Source organism: Flavobacterium cerinum, from assembly GCF_004028155.1.
Lineage (GTDB): Bacteria > Bacteroidota > Bacteroidia > Flavobacteriales > Flavobacteriaceae > Flavobacterium > Flavobacterium cerinum.
On record NZ_SBII01000003.1, the window covers coordinates 247,540 to 266,163 of the forward strand.

21 protein-coding genes are annotated in these 18,624 nt (G+C 36.5%); 12 read left to right on the plus strand and 9 right to left on the minus strand.

Going from position 1 to position 18,624, the window contains the following annotated elements; all coding sequences use genetic code 11:
- Positions 1–8: 8 nt before the first annotated feature.
- The gene (locus EPI11_RS06310) at positions 9–902 is read right to left on the minus strand and encodes an NmrA family NAD(P)-binding protein (protein WP_128389097.1); all 894 of its coding nucleotides are present in this window, start codon (positions 900–902) and stop codon (positions 9–11) included.
- 81 nt (positions 903–983) lie between these two features.
- Between EPI11_RS06310 and EPI11_RS06315 the strand changes: the two genes are divergently transcribed.
- The 4 genes from EPI11_RS06315 (at position 984) to EPI11_RS06330 (ending at position 3,785) form a co-directional block, all read left to right on the plus strand.
- Positions 984–1,394 carry a winged helix-turn-helix transcriptional regulator gene (locus EPI11_RS06315; RefSeq protein WP_128389098.1) on the plus strand — a complete coding sequence of 137 codons (411 nt, stop codon included), beginning with the start codon at positions 984–986 and terminating at the stop codon, positions 1,392–1,394.
- 2 nt (positions 1,395–1,396) lie between these two features.
- Positions 1,397–2,161, plus strand: coding sequence for a 5'-methylthioadenosine/adenosylhomocysteine nucleosidase (locus tag EPI11_RS06320; protein WP_128389099.1), 765 nt, complete (start codon positions 1,397–1,399; stop codon positions 2,159–2,161).
- A gap of 18 nt (positions 2,162–2,179) precedes the next feature.
- Positions 2,180–3,274: a transglutaminase domain-containing protein gene (locus EPI11_RS06325; protein ID WP_128389100.1), complete on the plus strand. Its 1,095-nt coding sequence runs from the start codon at positions 2,180–2,182 to the stop codon at positions 3,272–3,274.
- Positions 3,275–3,386: 112 nt separating this feature from the next.
- Entirely contained in the window at positions 3,387–3,785 is a 399-nt protein-coding gene (locus EPI11_RS06330) for a hypothetical protein (protein ID WP_128389101.1), read from the plus strand.
- A 59-nt stretch (positions 3,786–3,844) separates the two neighbouring features.
- Here EPI11_RS06330 and bcp read toward each other — a convergent pair whose 3' ends face one another.
- Complete coding sequence (bcp, locus tag EPI11_RS06335; RefSeq protein WP_128389102.1) at positions 3,845–4,297, minus strand: thioredoxin-dependent thiol peroxidase; 453 nt, start codon at positions 4,295–4,297, stop codon at positions 3,845–3,847.
- Positions 4,298–4,330: 33 nt separating this feature from the next.
- Here bcp and EPI11_RS06340 point away from each other — a divergent pair, with 33 nt between their 5' ends.
- Entirely contained in the window at positions 4,331–4,993 is a 663-nt protein-coding gene (locus EPI11_RS06340) for an endonuclease III domain-containing protein (protein ID WP_128389103.1), read from the plus strand.
- Positions 4,994–5,208: 215 nt separating this feature from the next.
- Here EPI11_RS06340 and EPI11_RS06345 read toward each other — a convergent pair whose 3' ends face one another.
- The 3 genes from EPI11_RS06345 to EPI11_RS06355 form a co-directional block, all read right to left on the minus strand.
- The gene (locus EPI11_RS06345) at positions 5,209–5,793 is read right to left on the minus strand and encodes an RNA polymerase sigma factor (RefSeq protein WP_128389104.1); all 585 of its coding nucleotides are present in this window, start codon (positions 5,791–5,793) and stop codon (positions 5,209–5,211) included.
- A gap of 317 nt (positions 5,794–6,110) precedes the next feature.
- A complete protein-coding gene (locus tag EPI11_RS06350; protein ID WP_128389105.1) occupies positions 6,111–6,584 on the minus strand; it encodes a DUF1905 domain-containing protein in 474 nt (157 codons plus the stop codon).
- Entirely contained in the window at positions 6,585–7,517 is a 933-nt protein-coding gene (locus tag EPI11_RS06355; RefSeq protein WP_241657589.1) for a S66 peptidase family protein, read from the minus strand.
- Between the two features lie 220 nt (positions 7,518–7,737).
- Here EPI11_RS06355 and EPI11_RS06360 point away from each other — a divergent pair, with 220 nt between their 5' ends.
- The gene (locus EPI11_RS06360) at positions 7,738–8,541 is read left to right on the plus strand and encodes a T9SS type A sorting domain-containing protein (protein WP_128389106.1); all 804 of its coding nucleotides are present in this window, start codon (positions 7,738–7,740) and stop codon (positions 8,539–8,541) included.
- A gap of 220 nt (positions 8,542–8,761) precedes the next feature.
- On the opposite strand, the gene EPI11_RS06365 is transcribed toward EPI11_RS06360, so the two are convergent.
- Positions 8,762–9,223 (minus strand): hypothetical protein, encoded by a 462-nt coding sequence (locus tag EPI11_RS06365; RefSeq protein ID WP_128389107.1) that lies wholly within the window; start codon positions 9,221–9,223, stop codon positions 8,762–8,764.
- The gene (locus EPI11_RS06370) at positions 9,220–10,485 is read right to left on the minus strand and encodes an ADP-ribosylglycohydrolase family protein (protein ID WP_128389108.1); all 1,266 of its coding nucleotides are present in this window, start codon (positions 10,483–10,485) and stop codon (positions 9,220–9,222) included. Before EPI11_RS06370 ends, EPI11_RS06365 begins: the two co-directional genes overlap by 4 nt.
- Positions 10,486–10,741: 256 nt before the next feature.
- On the opposite strand from EPI11_RS06370, the gene EPI11_RS06375 reads away from it, so the two are divergent.
- Positions 10,742–11,542: a T9SS type A sorting domain-containing protein gene (locus EPI11_RS06375; RefSeq protein ID WP_164879120.1), complete on the plus strand. Its 801-nt coding sequence runs from the start codon at positions 10,742–10,744 to the stop codon at positions 11,540–11,542.
- 78 nt (positions 11,543–11,620) lie between these two features.
- Here EPI11_RS06375 and EPI11_RS06380 read toward each other — a convergent pair whose 3' ends face one another.
- Entirely contained in the window at positions 11,621–12,151 is a 531-nt protein-coding gene (locus EPI11_RS06380) for a DMP19 family protein (RefSeq protein WP_128389110.1), read from the minus strand.
- A 94-nt stretch (positions 12,152–12,245) separates the two neighbouring features.
- Here EPI11_RS06380 and uvrA point away from each other — a divergent pair, with 94 nt between their 5' ends.
- The 4 genes from uvrA (at position 12,246) to EPI11_RS06400 (ending at position 16,908) form a co-directional block, all read left to right on the plus strand.
- Positions 12,246–15,035 (plus strand): excinuclease ABC subunit UvrA, encoded by a 2,790-nt coding sequence (gene uvrA, locus EPI11_RS06385; RefSeq protein ID WP_128389111.1) that lies wholly within the window; start codon positions 12,246–12,248, stop codon positions 15,033–15,035.
- A 196-nt stretch (positions 15,036–15,231) separates the two neighbouring features.
- On the plus strand, positions 15,232–15,624 hold the full coding sequence (locus EPI11_RS06390; RefSeq protein ID WP_164879121.1) for an SseB family protein: 393 nt from the start codon (positions 15,232–15,234) through the stop codon (positions 15,622–15,624).
- 162 nt (positions 15,625–15,786) lie between these two features.
- Complete coding sequence (locus tag EPI11_RS06395) at positions 15,787–16,173, plus strand: hypothetical protein (protein ID WP_128389113.1); 387 nt, start codon at positions 15,787–15,789, stop codon at positions 16,171–16,173.
- Between the two features lie 366 nt (positions 16,174–16,539).
- Positions 16,540–16,908 (plus strand): VOC family protein, encoded by a 369-nt coding sequence (locus EPI11_RS06400; protein WP_128389114.1) that lies wholly within the window; start codon positions 16,540–16,542, stop codon positions 16,906–16,908.
- 38 nt (positions 16,909–16,946) lie between these two features.
- On the opposite strand, the gene EPI11_RS06405 is transcribed toward EPI11_RS06400, so the two are convergent.
- The gene (locus EPI11_RS06405; RefSeq protein ID WP_128389115.1) at positions 16,947–17,822 is read right to left on the minus strand and encodes a GIY-YIG nuclease family protein; all 876 of its coding nucleotides are present in this window, start codon (positions 17,820–17,822) and stop codon (positions 16,947–16,949) included.
- A gap of 98 nt (positions 17,823–17,920) precedes the next feature.
- On the opposite strand from EPI11_RS06405, the gene EPI11_RS19220 reads away from it, so the two are divergent.
- A complete protein-coding gene (locus EPI11_RS19220; protein ID WP_128389116.1) occupies positions 17,921–18,589 on the plus strand; it encodes a DnaJ domain-containing protein in 669 nt (222 codons plus the stop codon).
- Positions 18,590–18,624: the final 35 nt, after the last annotated feature.

Sequence of the window (18,624 nt, forward strand, 5' to 3'; positions counted from 1 at the left end):
TTTTTTATTTATAAGGTTTTATAAAACGGCGCCAGCTCTGTTTTAGCAAAATCGGCAAATTTTATTTTACCATAAGCATTACCTTTATTCTCAAGGTACTGCTCCCAGATCTTTCCTTCTTTAATAGCTGTACCCATTTCGGCAAAGTTAGAAGCCATATGATGTGAGAATCCGTTTCGCATTATTCCCTGGATCAATTCTTCATCAGAAAAAACAACCCAATGCAGATCAGGTTTACTAATAGCACTACCTATTGTATCAACTATCTGTGCTCCCGTTAACTCATCACTGGCAACATAGCGTATTTGCTTGCCCGAGAAAGATAGTGTCTCGAAGGCCTCAACAGCTGCATCAGCAATATCATGAGGATGCGTCATTACAATAACCTTATCCGATTCAAAATTATTACCAATAAAACCCATGTGTTTTATCATAGCTGCGCTTCCATAGTAATTGCTGTAAAACATCCCCGGACGCAGGTGCAGCACATTCGTTTCAGGCAATTCATTAAGCATTGCCTCTGTATAATAAAAAGCACTTGACGGACCATATCCCTGCGGACTCTGAGCTCCAATACCACTCAGGTTTACAATGTATTTTACCTTAACAGCTTCAATTACTTTTGCATAATTTTCTACTATTGCAATCATTGCTTCTTTTAAATTATCGGTCTGATAATTTGGAGGAGTCATTAAATATATGGCATCAGCTCCCTGAAAAGCACCTAAAAGAAATTCGTAATCACTAAGCGAACCTATAGCTGGCTTCGCTCCTATTGCTTCGATCGCTGCTTTTTTATCCTGATTGTGACTGATAACTGTTACATCGTGTCCTTTTTGCGCTAGTTGTTCTGCTAGTCGTCCGCTAATATTTCCTAAAGATCCTGTTACTATAATTTTCATCTTTATATGTTTTGGTTTCGGGAACAAATGTATATTTGTACTTACTTATATGCAAGTACTTACCCCAAAGTATGTATCACTATGACGCAAGTTAAAGAAAATTCTACTATTCAGGAAAACAAGAAACTCGCCCACGAAGAATGTCCCGTAACTTATGTTATGGAAAAAATTGGCGGGTACTGGAAACCTATTATTCTGTTCCACTTATTAGCAGGCAGCAAAAGGTATGGTGAACTACGAAAGTCGATTCCCGGCATTACAGAAAAGATGCTCATCCAACATTTAAAGCAACTGGAAGCCGACGACCTTGTAATTCGTATTGCAAAACCGGTGGTTCCACCTCATGTTACTTATAGCCTCAGTAAGTCAGGTACGGCCTTAGGTCCGGTATTGTATGCTATGGCTGTGTGGGCTGTAAAGGATAGCAAAGAAAACAACAAACCTTTTTTTAAGGATCTGGAAGGGTTTCCTCCTATTGGAAAACAAGTATAAATATGAAAGACCGAATTATTGGCATTATGGGTGCCATGCCCCAGGAAATTGATGGTGTAATTGGTTTACTGCAAAACCCTAAAGAAGTCACTCTTGGTATGCGTACCTATACATCGGGCACTATAAATAATATCGATGTTATTGTTGTTTTTTCGCGCTGGGGCAAAGTAGCCGCAGCAGCTACTATATCTACGCTAATTCATGTATTTAATGTAAGTGAAGTTCTTTTTACCGGTGTGGCCGGTGCCATAGACCCTACATTGAACATTGGTGATATTGTTATTGGAAAGCGACTGTATCAACACGATATGGATGCACGCCCGTTAATGCAGCAATTTGAGATTCCGCTTTTAGGAAAAACCTATTTTGAATCTGATGCCGAAAAACTAAAACACGCTAAAGAAGCTATCAACCCACTTATTCTTGATAACGGACTGAAAAACCTTATTGGAGAGGGAGTATTGGCTCAGTTTGGTATTAATACACCGAATTTGCATATTGGCGATATTGCCAGTGGTGACCAGTTCTTTGCCAACAACAAGCAAAAAGAGCAGCTTCACAACAGCCTGCCAACAATATTGTGTGTAGAAATGGAAGGAGCTGCAGTAGCACAGGTATGCCATGAGTATGCTGTTCCATTTCTGATTATCAGAACCATTTCTGATGCAGCCGATGAACAATCGCACATTGACTTTCCTCTATTTATAAAAAAGGTTTCAAGCAAATACTCTGTTGGCATTGTAAAACAACTACTTCATCAGTTATAGTAGATATCATTATTCTTCATGAAAATACTTTTTCAAGTTACACTTCTATTCTTTCATTTGTCATTTTTGGCTCAGACTGATAGCACAACTTTTGATTTACCAATAAATGAAAACCCAAAAGGATTTAATTATCGAAAGATAGACAGTCTGGCAAGAACAGTCACTTATAAAAATAACCTAAAACAATTAACTTCAGAATTGACACGGAATTATAGCTCAGAATTTGAGAAAAGCCGTGCCATTTTTATCTGGATAAGCCATAACATTGGGTATGATTATAAATTTATAAACAAAAAAAAGAAAACAAAATACCCTAAATGCAGGAAAAAGGATAATTGCGATTTAAAATGGGCTAAATGGGAGGACGATCATTTGGCCAGAGTACTTTCAAAAAAAATAGCGATTTGTGATGGCTATTCACGGCTGTTTAAGCGCATGTGCGATTATGCTGGAATACAAAATTCGATCGTAACAGGCTATACCAAAAATGAGCCCTATCATGTTGGAAAAATGGGCGAATTAAACCATGCCTGGAATGTAGTTCTTATTGACGGAAACTACTATTATGTGGATGCTACGTGGGCAGCAGGGTACTGCATTGAGAGAGAAGACAAAAAACTTGAAAAATTTGTGTCCCGGTACAATGATTTTTACTGGCTTACGCCTATGGATAAGCTATCCCGTAATCATTTCCCTAAAGATTCTATCTGGGTAAAACACACTCCTTATAAAATAGCGAAAGAAATTTATAAGAATACTGCATTCATAAAATCATCTGAGATACCTCATTTAGATATCCTTCAACCTGATTCCGGAATTGTTACAGCTAAAGTAAGCGACACTATCCGGTTCGCTATAAATTACAAAAAAAATGTGCATCGTTTTCAAATAAACACCAATCTCAAGTCGAACCCAAAGCCATGGCGGACAATTAAAAAGAAGAACAAAATTTGGGATGAAGAATTGATGAAAAAACAAAAATACGTTGATTTTAAAAATGATGGCAGCATTTATACTTTTGAATATATAGTAGATGATAAAAGACTGCGACATATTGATATTCTATTTGAATACCAACCTATATTACGTTTCAACGTAAAAGTCATTAAGTAAAATTACCTGTTTTAAATTAAAGCGCAAAAACAGGTATTTCCACGCTATTATTTTTGTGTTAAGCTATCGATATTTGATATTCCCCAAATTACTGAATAATAAAATATTAATCATGGCTATAATCAGACAGTACAGTATTGAAAAAAAGACAAGTGTAGGCTGTGCAATTTCTTATTTTCCTGCTAAGCCTTTAGTTGACACAGCGGGATTAGATGATAATGGCGAATTTATCCTCCTTATAACCGCCTGTTTAAAAGACAGTAATGGATTAATTTCAGCCAGTAATAATATAAAATTTACCATTCAAGATATTCCTTTTTGGTTTGTTATTGACAACCAGATTACTCAAACCGATGGAAGCGGTTATGTTACATTACAAATAAAAGGCAGGCTGGCTTACCCGGGAACAAAAGGTTATCACCCGGTTAGCTTTACCATAACAAATGAGTCGAAACCTGAAGTATCCCGTTCGGGCGTAATTTCATTTTCAGGTAAACTGCCTTTATTTTAAGAACTAAAGAATGCACCTATAGAACCAATCAACCCTTTACTCTATTAGGTGCATTTCTATTATTTTAATAACTGATCGGCGTGAGCTTTTGTTTTTACAGCAGTTATAACCTCATCGATAATTCCGTTCTCATCAATCACAAAAGTAGTTCGGTTTATTCCGTCAAAAAGACGCCCCATAAACTTTTTGGGACCCCATACACCAAAAGCATTAATTACCGTTTTATCTACATCTGCAAGAAGCGGGAAAGGTAAATTGTATTTCTCTTTAAACTTAGCCTGTTTCTTCTGATCATCTGCACTTACGCCTAAAAGCTCGTAGTTGTTCGCTTTAAAACGCTCAAAATTATCACGCAGGTCACACGCTTCGGCTGTGCAGCCCGGCGTACTTGCTTTTGGATAAAAGAATACAACTAGTTTTTTCCCTTTATAATCGGCTAATGCATGTGTGTTACCATCCTGGTCGACACCCGAAAAATCAGGTGCTTTATCTCCTTTTGAAAGTGTTATCATAAGTGTATATTTGTTTTTATAAAAATAGTGAAAATGACTAAAGCAGAAAAGGTACAATTTGTAATTGATACACTCAAAGAAATTTACCCTACTATACCCATACCACTGGATCATAAAGACCCTTATACATTGCTCATAGCAGTATTGATGAGTGCTCAAAGTACCGATGTACGCGTAAACCAGATTACACCACTATTATTTGAAAGAGCCGATAATCCATATGCTATGGTAAAATTATCGGTAGAAGAAATTCGTGATATTATACGTCCGGTAGGGCTTTCGCCAATGAAAGCTAAAGGAATACATGGCCTTTCGGAAATACTAATTGCAAAACACAACGGACAGGTTCCTGCAAATTACCCTGATCTTGAGGAACTTCCGGCTGTAGGTCATAAAACTGCCAGTGTGGTAATGTCCCAGGCATTTGGCATTCAGGCTTTTCCGGTAGATACACATATCCACCGATTAATGTACAGATGGGGTTTTACCAACGGAAAAAACGTTGTACAAACCGAAAAAGATGCCAAACGTTTGTTCCCGGAAGAGTTATGGAATGACCTTCATCTCCAGATCATATGGTATGGAAGACAATACTCACCCGCCAGAGGATGGGATCTTGAAAAAGATATTATAACCAAAACAATAGGGCGAAAATCAGTAATTGAAGAGTATTATAATAAAAAAACCTCCCGTTAATTGCGGGAGGTTTTTCTTTAATTAGCTATGTTCTCGAATGTACCATTGCTTGTTTTAACTATCTTGAGTGCCTTAGAATAGTTAAGTAAAAAATCTATGGTTTCTTGCTTAGGTAACATTTTTGGAGCTGCTAATTTTGTCTTAGAGTAAAGTTTTGCCATCGAATAGAATTTGTTTATTTCCTACTACAACGCAAAGCAGCTTTCTAATATTGTCTAATTAGTTAAAATAATTTTATTTTTTTCGATAACCTTTCTAAGGTTCATGAGAGCATATCTCATCCTACCAAGGGCAGTATTGATGCTAACCCCAGTTAAATCGGCTATTTCTTTGAAACTTAGATCCTGATATATTCTCATTTGCAGTACTTCTTTCTGATCGTCCGGAAGTTCCTGAATAAGTCGTTGCAAATCGTTTTCTACCTGTTCTGTAATTATCCTGTTCTCTATATTCGGACTGTTGTCTGTCATAATAGAAAAGATGGAAAACTCTTCAGTTTCACGGTACATTGGCATTTTTTTATTCCTCCTGAAATGATCTACAATAAGATTGTGCGAAATACGCATAACCCATGGAAGGAATTTGCCTTCTTCGTTATAAGCATTAGACTTAAGTGTTTTTATCACTTTGATAAAAGTATCCTGAAAGATATCATCTGCAATATCTCTATCTGTTACTTTTGAGTAGATAAAACCGTAAATTTTCGATTGGTGCCTTTTGATTAAAGTAGCAAGAGCGTTTTCGTCTCCAGCAACATAATTTTTAACCAGAACTGCGTCTAGGATTACAACATTAGCCATAGCAAATACTTTTTAGGTTCTTTGAATTTATTTTCGGTAAAAATCCAGAAACTATGTTTCTAAAAAGTAGTTTTTTGTATAGGCGAATGTGTTAATTAAAGATTAATGATATGCCAAATATAGCATAATAAAATTATAAACAACAATAATAAATTTAAATTTTAACAGCAATAGTACAATAAATATCTAAAAGTTATAGTAAAACCAACGTAATGTAAGGAAAATCAACGTTTTATTAAATAGCAAAATATTTACATTATAATTAAAAAAGTAATCAAAAGACAATATATACTATTGTTTTTTAATCATTTTAACAGCTAAAGCAGCTTCTCCCTCCTTAAAACCCTGCCAATTGTCTTTTTAATTCTTTCCTCTATCGTCTCTTCCCTTTTAGCGGAATAGATCCATTCAATACACATTCGTTGTTCCCACTGCTTGTATTTTATAAAAGCCTCATAGGCACTTTTATGTTCCTGCAAACGCTCTTTAAAGTCTTCGCGCACTATAAAAGGATCATTATCAGCATAAAGCGTTATGTGTACATAATCACCTTCATCCTTCTTTATCGTTTTCCTGATCTCGGCCTTAACAACCATCATCATACCATTACCATTACTTAAAGGCATCAGGTTAAAACTTTTTACAGGATAACCGTCAATAGTACCTTTTACTTTTACAAAACCAAAAGCCGTTTCTTTGTTCTTCTGAATATCGGTTATGGCAGCATATGTCCACCCTCCCTTTCCTGGAAAGCGTTCCAGTTGGTATTCTCTATTGGTTAGCGGTTCCAATTAATTATCGAATTTAAGGGTAACAGTTTGTGCAGTATGGCTAATTGATATGTTTCGCCCCATAATGAGTGCGCGGTTATCGTCTGTATGCCCGGATGGGATTCCGAAATACACCGGGCAGTCAAAATGCTCCAGGGTTATCTGGGTATCGTTTTTACCGAATGGTATCGTAGACTCTTTTATATCGACCATGCCGCCTACAAGGAGCGCTTTAATTCCAGATAATTTTCCAGCCCTTTTCAGGGAGATGAGCATCCTGTCGTAATGGTACAGGTATTCGTCGATATCTTCTATAAACAATATCTTTCCGTTCGTATCAATATCCGATCCAGAACCTACAATTCCATACATCATGGAAAGGTTCCCTCCTACCAATATGCCTTCCAGTATACCAGGGGCTGTTTTATTATCAGGCAGGTTTTGGATATTATAGGATAGGCTTTCGCCGAAGAGCGCTACACGAATGGTTTCAGAAGATGCAGCATTGCTATTAGGAATTCCCTGCAGCATGACTGCATGGAGGCTTTCTATTCCGAAATTATGGATATGACTGTGCAGCAGCGTAATATCACTATAACCCACAAGCCATTTCGGGTTGGCTTTAAAAGCCGTCCAGTCAATGCTGTCTATAATACGTAAAGTACCATAACCTCCTTTGGTAAAGAAGATCGCTTTAATAGTAATATCATCCAGCATTTGCTGAAGATCGGATAAGCGTTCTTCATCAGTTCCGGCAAGGAAGCCGTGTGATGCAAAAGCATTTTTTCCAAGTACAGGATGCAGTCTCCAGCTTTTAAGTAAAGCCAGACCGTCATTTATTTCGTGAGGTTCACAGCGTTTAGCGGTACTTACAATCCCGACTTTATCGCCTTCTTTTAGGTAGGTTGGTGTTGTCATTAATGAATAGATCAGAACACGAATGACGTATTCCATTATCATTCAAATATAAGAATTATTGGTAGTACAAATCAATAGCTCTCAGCTTAAACTTTACATGATACTTATTGAGATTCCAAGTTTTAAAACTTAGAAAAAGAATAACATAAAAAACCACAAACATTTAAAAACCAACAACATACACATATATTTAACAAGGTAATTAAAATATATTCCTTAATTTTATACTATTATTCACCTTACAAATACTATTCGTATGAAAAAATATATACTTTTTTATGCAGCCCTTCTGGTAGGAATGGTTTCTTATTCGCAATGTGATCCGGTAGCAACATTAGACGAAGATTTTAGTGGCTTCAACGTTCCTTTTGGAGCTTTCCCGCAGCAATGCTGGACGGTTATAGGATCTTTTTTTCATACAGAGCAAAGAGGAGACCCACCTAATCAATATGCACAGTTCTATAATGCAATGATTCAAAATGGCGGGAGTTACCTTGTTACGCCGGAACTCATTTCAATAGACGCACAGCATCAATTTTCTTTTGATATTTACAAAGTTCCCTCGGTAAACGGCACATTTAACCCTAACGTCATGGTCTTTCGGGTAGGAACGTTTAATACGCTCGACAATACCCGAGTTTTCACACCCGTTAGCAGCACGACTAATGTAACCAACAATTCAGTAACTCACACTATGATCATTGACGCAGATGTAAATCAGAAATACATTGCAATTCTAGTTTCTGCAAATGCAACACATATGTTTGCCGGTATTGATAATATAAAATATGATGCTGTTTCGGGAACAGAAGATTTTGCAAAAACATCTTTCACTATCTACCCTAACCCAGCTACCGACAGAAACATTACAATAGACAGCAACCTTGACACCAAAGCAGACGTAAACATCTATACACTTACCGGTATGAAAGTATATACAGGAGAACTAAACAACACCAGAGCACAAAACCTGAACCTGTCTTCTTTATCAGCCGGTATATATATGATAAAAGTAAGTGCGGGAAACTTTTCAGAATCTAAAAAACTAATACTGCGATAAGCAATAAAGCTAAAAACAACTTGCTTTAAACAAAGAGTTTTTTTCTCTTTGGAGACTTATAATGGTTAATAACAATAAACTATGCTACAAAAAAAGGAAAGTTTATTGTTATTATTCTTATTAAAACTCAAATCAAATACTTATCATATATACAAATAGGATTGATTTAATAAAACATATTATAAGCAATTTTGAAAAGAACTCAATTTTGCAGAAATAACTAATTCCAATCATTAGAATAATAAGATATAAACTCTTGCGAATAGCAAGCTTTATTTGTATTAAATAAAGCTTGCTTAAATGCTTCTTTATGTAATGATGGTAGTTTCTTAAATCTTTTCATTCGAAGCCTATCAGCTTTCTTAAGAGTTATAAAATCATACGTAGCAGTTAACATCATTACAACTTCAACTTCATCACATTTGTCAATGAGTTTTACAATTGTTGGGTCTAAGCCGAGTGACTTAAATAAGATTTTTTTTGCATAAACAGGTAAATCTATTTTGAAAACACCATTTAAATCTGTTTCTCCTATTTTAATTGTATCATTGATTATAATTGACACTCCCGGCATCGTTTCAAAAAATTCAGATATCACTTTTCCATTAATTGTTCTATTCTGAGAATAAAGACTGCATGTTGAAAAAAAGAGTGCAAAAAATATAATTAGATTTTTTTTCATTTTATTATTTCTTTCACTTTTAAATACTGGTTTAAAATCTCTTTTATTACCCCTGTTCCAATAATATGATCGCCTTCAGTAAATATAAATTCCATACGCTCTTCTAAACGTCCATAAAAATGTGGTGCCGAAAGGATTTTCATATAAGCCTCAACACTTTCTCCCGGGTAAATCTGTTCTTTATCAATGAAAGTCTGTATACCACTTGTAAGCATTTTATCAAAACTAAACTTTACAGCAGGACGATAACCCGACTTAGCAGCAGTTTCACGACCTCCTTCTTCAGTAGTCTTATATTTTAAAACGGCTATAAAATCTGAATTTTGCATTATTAATCTTTTATTCATTCTTTGGGCCAGAATTTCAATATCATTGTGTCTTGCCAGCTTACTAAGCCATTGCTTGGGGATATTCTCATAACCATATAAAAGACCAGCTAGCCCTCCTGTTACTGCAGCAGTAGTATCTGTATCATCTCCAAGATTAACCGCTTTTAGAACTGCTTCTTTATAACTTGTCGTAGTCATCAAACACCACAAAGACGCTTCCAAAGTATGAATAACATACCCAGTACTTTGTATCTCATCTTCATTTAGTTTATAAATATCTCTTTTAAAAAGTCTGTCGAAAATTGCAATTTCGTCTTTATTGATTTCTTTACTTTTAAGAAAATCGCTTATTTCTATTTTAAGGAGACCATATATGTAGGTTAAATCATTACCATTTAAAAGATGTCTTGCAAATTCAAGATAGTAAAAGCAAGATATCACTGAGCGTATGTGACTATGGGTAATCGAAGAAACCAGTTTCGTAATTGTATATCGTTCCTCAGTAGACTTATCTTTTATGTAAAAAAGCAGTGGCAGTAAGCGCATTAGTGAACCGTTACCATTTGAAGATATTTCAAACCCTCCTGCAAATTCCGGCTGCTCACCTTTGGCAAGCCTGTCTATTGCCTGCCTCGTTGCGATGCCTATATCAAAAACTTCTCCATGTGCAGTCCAATAGGCATGATAATACCACTTTATAAAATTTTGTGCAATTACATTCAGATCAAATTCTATAGAAAGTGCCTCTGCAAGACAAAATGTAAGTGATGCATCATCAGAGAAAGTCCCTGCAGGTTGGTCATGGGTTCCATAACTCCACATATCATCAACGGGTTCACGACGACGTTGTTCCCTACTTGTAAACTCTACTGGAACTCCCAACGCATCACCAATGGCAACTCCAAAAAGTGCAGATTTAATTTTACTATCCATAGTTGCGATTACTAATATTGATGAAATTATCAAAGTCGGTCAAATATAAGTATTCAAATCAATACCAATCATAGTAAACTTTGCTTATACCATATTGACATTATAAGCTTTTATACAATACGATAAAAAGACATAAAAGAGAGCCAGATAAACCATAAATAACTAAAAATCAATAACATATATTTAAAATTAACAGAGGAATTAAAATATATTCCTTACTTTTATTACTATTATGAACCTTACAAATACTATTCGTATGAAAAAATATATACTTTTTTATGCAGCCCTTCTGGTAGGAATGGTTTCTTATTCGCAATGCGATCCGGTAGCAACATTAGACGAAGATTTTAGTGGCTTCAACGTTCCTTTTGGTGGTTTCCCGCAAAACTGTTGGACGGTTATAGGTGCTTTTATCCATACAGAGGAAAGAGGAACCCCGCCCAATCAATATGCACAGTTCTATAATGCAATGATGCAGAATGGCAGCAGTTACCTTGTTACGCCTGAGCTTATTTCAATAGACGCACAGCACCAATTTTCTTTTGATATTTTCAAGATCCTCACAAACGGCATATTTAACCCTAATATCATACTCTTTACGGTAGGAACGTTTAATACGCTCGACAATACCCGGGTTTTTACACCTATAACCAGTTCGATGGTTGTACCTAACGAACCGGTAACTCATACTATGATAATTGATGCAGATGTAGACCAAAAATATATTGCCATTTTATTTTCCTCAAATTCAACACAAATGTTTGCCGGTATTGATAATATAAAATATGATGCTGTGGCAGGGACAAAAGATTTCGCTAAAACATCGTTTAGCATCTACCCTAACCCCACAATCGACAGAAACATTACCATAAACAGCAACCTTGACTCCAAAGCCGATGTAAACATCTACACTCTTACCGGCATGAAAGTATATACAGGAGAACTAAATGGCACCGGAGCACAAAACCTGAACCTGTCTTCTTTATCAGCCGGCATGTACATTATAAAAGTAACAACCGGAAGCTTTTCGGAATCTAAAAAACTAGTACTGCAATAAGCTAACTACTCTTATTATAAATCAGAGTAGTGTTGAATTCCTTTTATTCTTAATTGTTATTATTACAGAAGCAGCCTTTTAAAAGTGATTTTTATACATTCTGATATATTCCATATTAAGGGTATTCAGATCATCTTCATAAGTGTAAAAAGCATCATCAAGTTTTTCAAATACTTTCTCAGATTCGGGTCTTATTTTTTCAAGCGTAGAAATTCTTATCTCCCTATATTTCGGCACCTCACCGTTAGGAAACTGGTTCATTGCTTCCTGTAAAAGCTTAGCTGTTTTATCTGCCCCTATAGCCTTCAACCCTCTGATAGTTTCTAATGCATGATCTCCTCCCGAATTATAAAAATACTGATCGAAACCGCCATTGTTAACTTCCGCTTCAAGCAATTGTATATAATAAAAATTTTGCTGATATTCATTTAGTTTTTCCATATCATCACCATAAGAACATAATTCTCCCAGATAAGTATCCATTACGATTATACTGTTATTCATATCTGTAGATTTTAGCAGTTTATCGATATCGGGTTTCCTAACATTTCGATCCTGATTACATCCTGTAAACAAAGTAAATATCAAAGCCATTACTATTATTTTCATTTAATTAATTTATCTCAAATATAAAAACTTCCTTTCATTTCCCTTAACAAAAATTACGGCTGAAAACCATATCTTTGCGTATTCAATTATTCTTATGATAAAGACTGATTTTTCTAAACTCGAACCTAAGAAAAATATACTTATAAAAGGCGCACAGCTGCACAACCTCAAGAACCTGGATGTGGCTATTCCGCGTAACAAGCTGGTGGTAATTACCGGGCTTTCGGGCTCCGGAAAATCGAGCCTTGCCTTTGATACCCTGTATGCCGAAGGACAGCGCCGTTATGTAGAGAGCTTATCCTCTTATGCACGCCAGTTCCTTGGTCGTTTGGACAAACCAAAAGTAGAGTACATTAAAGGTATTGCTCCTGCCATTGCTATTGAACAGAAGGTAAACACAACCAATGCACGTTCTACCGTAGGTACCAGTACAGAAATTTACGATTACCTCAAACTGCTTTTTGCCCGTATTGGGCACACCTACTCCCCTGTTTCGGGTCGTGAGGTAAAAAAAGACACGGTAACCGATGTAGTTGCTGAAGTTCAGAAACTGGAACCGGAAAGCCGCTGGCTGCTGCTTTCTCCTGTACATACCGAAAAAGGGCGTACACTAGAAGAGAAACTAGGCGTTTTATTACAACAGGGTTTCGCACGTATTTTAGTAGATAATGAAATGCTGCGCCTTGACGAAATTACCGATGTTGATTTCGCCAATAAGGAAGTACTGCTTATTATCGACCGTATCGTAGTTAAAGACGAGGAAGAGTTTTATAACCGTCTTGCAGATGCCATACAAACTGCTTTCTATGAAGGTAAAGGCGAAACTTTCCTCCAAGAGGTATCGACCGGAAGACGTCTTGTATTCAGTAATAATTTTGAACTGGACGGCATTACTTTCCCCGAACCTAACGTACACCTGTTTAGCTTTAATAATCCTTATGGTGCCTGTCCTTCCTGCGAAGGTTATGGCAGCATCATTGGTATTGATGAAGAACTGGTAATACCTAACACAGCACTTTCTATCTATGAGAATGCTATTTTCCCTTGGCGTGGTGAAAGCATGGGCTGGTACCGTGACCAATTAGTAAACAACGGACATAAATTTGATTTCCCTATCCATAAGCCTTATTTCCAGCTGTCTGAAAGTGATCGATTGTTGATTTGGAAAGGCAACAAGTACTTTACAGGCCTTGATGACTTTTTTGCCGAACTGGAAGAGAAAAACTATAAGATACAAAACCGTGTAATGCTTTCGCGTTACCGTGGTAAAACCAAATGCCCCGTGTGTAAAGGCAAACGCCTTAGACCGGAAACGAATTACATTAAAATAAACGACCGCACCATATCTGACCTGGTTGACCTGCCGATTAAAAACCTTGCCGATTTTTTTGCACAGCTTGAACTATCAGAATTTGATGCTAAAGTGGCAAAAAGGCTTTTGGTAGAGATCAATAACCGTCTTGGGTTTTTACAGGAAGTGGGTCTGGATTACCTGACACTGAACCGTAAATCGGCTACACTATCGGGTGGTGAATCGCAGCGTATTAACCTTGCTACCTCTATGGGCAGCAGCCTTGTAGGCTCGATGTACATACTGGATGAACCAAGTATCGGGCTTCACCCAAAAGATACCGAAAGGCTTATTGTAGTGCTGGAAGGCCTTCGTAACCTTGGCAACACCGTTATTGTGGTAGAGCACGACGAGGACATCATGAAAGCGGCCGATATGATCATTGATATTGGTCCTGAAGCCGGAACCCTTGGCGGGGAACTTGTAGCACAGGGAACTTATGACGAGATCCTGAAATCGGATTCGCTTACTGCGAAATACCTGAATGGTGATCTTGAGATCAGTGTCCCTAAAAAGCGCCGTAAGTTCAAGAACCATATTGATGTAATTGGGGCGCGTGAAAACAACCTTAAAAATATCGATGTTACTTTTCCATTGGACTGCCTTACTGTAATTACAGGGGTTTCAGGAAGCGGAAAGAGTACACTCGTAAAAAAGATACTTTTCCCTGCCATGCAGAAAAAACTGGATGGTATGGGCGAAAAAGCCGGACAGTTTACTGAACTGCAGGGTAATTTTTCGCATATAAAACATATTGAGTACGTAGACCAGAATCCTATCGGGCGCAGCTCGCGTTCGAATCCGGTTACCTATATCAAAGCCTATGACGATATCCGTGATTTGTTTTCTAAACAGAAACTATCCGGTATTCGTGGATACCAGGCCAAACATTTCTCATTTAACGTAGATGGCGGACGCTGTGAAACCTGTAAAGGTGAAGGTGAAGTTACCATCGAGATGCAGTTTATGGCCGATGTACATTTAGAGTGTGAAACCTGCAATGGCAAACGCTTTAAGAAAGAAGTACTGGAAGTTACATTTGAAGGCAAGAATATAGACGATATCCTTTCACTTACTATTGATGATGCTGTGGCGTTCTTTAGCGAGCACAAGCAAACGAAGATCATGACCAAATTGCAGCCTTTACAGGATGTAGGTTTAGGTTATGTACAATTAGGACAGTCGTCTTCTACCCTTTCGGGTGGTGAGGCACAGCGTATCAAGCTGGCATCGTTCCTTGTTAAGGGGGCGACCAAAGACAAAGCGTTGTTTGTATTTGACGAACCTACTACTGGTTTGCATTTTCATGATATCAAGAAACTGATGACTTCGTTTGAGGCTTTATTGGATAAAGGACATTCGATCATTGTTATTGAACACAACCTCGATCTTATTAAGTGCGCCGACTATATTATTGACATTGGTCCTGAAGGCGGTGAAAATGGTGGTCACCTGATGGCTTTCGGTACACCGGAAGAAGTGGTGAAGAATCCTAAATCAGTTACTGGAAAGTATTTGAAAGAGAAACTGTAGTTAGGAAGTCAGAAGAGAGAGATCTTATTGTCATTCCGATTGAAGCGCAGTGAAACAAAGGAAATTCAATAATTTTAAAAATTTCTCCACTCCATTTCATTCCGGTCGAAATGACAAAGACCTAAAAACACAAAAACTGTTCATAATTGAATAGCCGCATTAATAAATTATCTGAAAATAAAATAAACCTATCAAATTGAAAAATAGTAAACTTTCTACTCTATTAGACATATATCAGAAACAAAACGGAAAGGGTGATAGCTATAAAAATGTAATACTGGAACTTCTCAATGGCGATTCACTGCTGTTGCTGCCATCTCAGAATGACAGCCAGGAAAATCAAGAACCGGTTACAGAAAATAGAGGAAAAACACTTAAGCTATCCAGTGTATTTAATATTGACGGTGTAACCGTATTAGGAGCATTTACAGATGAAAACGCGCTATTCAGCTGGGCAAAGCAACCTATTCCTTATAAAATGCTTGAGTCAAAAGATGTACTAAAACTTTGTGAAGAAACGGCTATTGGAAGAATTGTTATCAATAGCGGATCGCCTACAATGTTTGTTCTAGAACAAAACAGGGAGTAAAAAATAGTATACTTATAACAACAAAGCTCTATTCTTAATTGAATGGAGCTTTTTTGTGCGCTATTGACTACGTACAAATACCTGATTTTTGAAAAACTGATTAAGCATGGGTTTTATTTTTCTAATTTTAACTCTTAGACCATAATTAATTTCCATCAACTTATGAATTACCTTGATCTTAAATATGCAGAAAGATTGTATTTGGTGATTCTATATGAAACTATTATTGCTGATATACTAAATAATATACGCCATGGACAAATAGTGCGACAACTTGTTAAGGATGGAAGTAGTCTGGAAAAGGCAGAAAAATTATATCTATATGTCCATACAAATTTTGATAAGGCCATCCAATTTAAGGACAATATAAAAAACAGCCTTATAAAAACCCGTAGGGAATTTGAAGCGGATATAGAGGAAGAGAGAAGAATTAGGGAAAAAAATCTAGAGGAAGTATCAAAAATGACAGATCTGTTTTATGAAAAATTAACCGATCTTGCCCTTGATCTAGGTGTTGATATTTTGAAAAAGGCAATCGGAATAGGATAAAACAGACAAAGTCCTGTCCCTAATTTTTAGTTTCTCATAGTCACGCTGCCCCGATAGCTATCGGGACTCAAATCACAGTACAATTATAATATAAATCTAATCTCTATAGACCTTCGACAAGCTCAGGCTGACTCATTAATAACATTATTTCTGATAGAAAAGACAATAAATAAACAAGATCCCATTCTCTTAGTTACTTATAGTCACGCTGAGCTTGTCGAAGCGCGATACAATTAACCCCGTCTGGTTAGGCCTTCGACAGGCTCAGGCTGACTCGTTAATAATCTTATTTGACAATATAAATACAAGCTCCTTCTTAAATTGAATTGGGCTTTTACTTATATTTAACGTATAAAATTAATAGCAATGGAACATAGAGCGAAATCAATACGTCCATTTATAGGAGCCAAAGACTTTGAAGTATCCCGCAGCTTTTACCGTGAGCTTAGCTTTAAGGAAACGGAAATATCTCCTGATATGTCTGTATTTGAAACAGGGACTATGGCATTTTACCTGCAGGATTACTACAATGCGGATTGGGTAAACAATACCATGCTTTTTATGGAAGTAGACGATGTAAACCGTTTTTGGGACGACCTTATTTCTCTGAACCTGCCCGCTAAATACAAAAACGTAAGACTCAAACCTATTGTACACCTGGATTGGGGCAGTGAATGTTTTATACACGATCCTTCGGGCATATTATGGCATGTAGGGGAGTTTAAGCAACTTTAATATGGCTTGAGTTTGTCGAAGCGTAATATAACTTTGCGTTATAATTTATCAATTAAGATTTTCGTTTGATCATTAGCTTCATATTCTTTTAATGTCTGACCAGATATCATTTTCCATTCTGTAAGTCCATTAGCATTACGCCCCATAACCACTACAGCTGCTGTGGACGGGCTACTAAAAATATAGTCATCAGTAAATACATAAACATTTCCATCAGACTTTAATACCTCTTTATTGATTAAAGAATTTCTAAAATTAATAAATGAAGGAGTTACAGAATTTACAGTATCCAAAGATGCTTTAGACCCTTTAAAAACAACAAAACCTTCAGAGGTTGGCTCTCCTTGAGCGTCAGCTCCTCTAGCTGCCTTTATATAGAACGTTTGCTGTTTAATTAATGGCTTAATTTCTCTTTTTTCATCGAATAATTTATGTCCTAAGGTACTAACCAACATTTTTATATTTTCTAAGTACTCTTCCATTTCTGCTGTATCCGATTCCGATATAGAAGATTTAGTTGGTATTATAAAATTTTCAATACTATAACGATTAGCCGATTTAGCAATATTATGAAGCCTGTTCTCTAAGTATTTAATATGAGCTTTATTCAAGTTTTCATCTTTGTTTATAAATACAATTGCTTCATTCCAAAAATCTTTTTGAGTAAGATGTTGGTTTAAACGTTTAAGCACAGATTCTGCTTCTCCTATGTATACTTGATCATTATTATCTTGATCTTTTCCAAAAAGAAGATAAACACCTGTACTATTTAAATCTTCACGATCCGAACAATCTTTTATCTTTATCCTTGGAATTTTATATGCTTTCCCTGTCCAATTTGATAACTCACAAGTCATTCTTCCATTTGGATCTCCGTCTATCAAAAATATTTTAATTGTCTTACCGAACTTCATTTTTTAATTTTGTAAGAATCAAATATAATACTAAACTTCAAAAAAACTTCTCTCAACGCTACTATTATCTTATTTTTACGGTTCCAACAGCGGCCTACATGAAGGACTATTATAAAATACTTGGCGTTAAGCGTGACGCTTCTCAGGACGAAATTAAGAAGGCGTACAGGCTGCTGGCACTGCAATACCATCCTGATAGAAATGACGGTGATACAACTAGCGAAGAGCGGTTCAAGCTGATCTCTGAATCGTATATTATCCTTGGTGATGCTCCTAAAAGAAATGCCTACGATTATACGCAGGGCAATAAAAGCCATTATAACGGTAAAAACCCTTCTTCTTCAGGTAAAGCAGCTCCGGTAACTTTCCTGATACTCTTTAAAAGGATCAAAACAAAAGTGCTTAATGCGGGTGGATACATTAATGAAGCGGCACTTTTTAAGATCATTGACGACTTGTTATCTGAAGAAACCATTGCGATTTTAGTTAATGGTAGTGATGTTGTCACGAATAACCTGATACTGGATGAAATACTGGTATCCTGTGTATTCCTGCCTGATGAATCACGCTATACCATTCATGAAAAATTGATTAAAGTTGCCGATGGTGATCCCAGATTCATACAAAAAATTGCGGTACTGACTAAAAAGACTGAGAAATTCCTTAATCAAAAAGCAGTTGAAACTTCCAGCGAAAGTGAATCGAATAAACCCGCTTTCTTTTTATTCCTGCTCTTTATTCTTCTTATACTACTTATGCTCTTGTAATATTAGCAGACAATCGTTAAAACTACAAAAGAAAA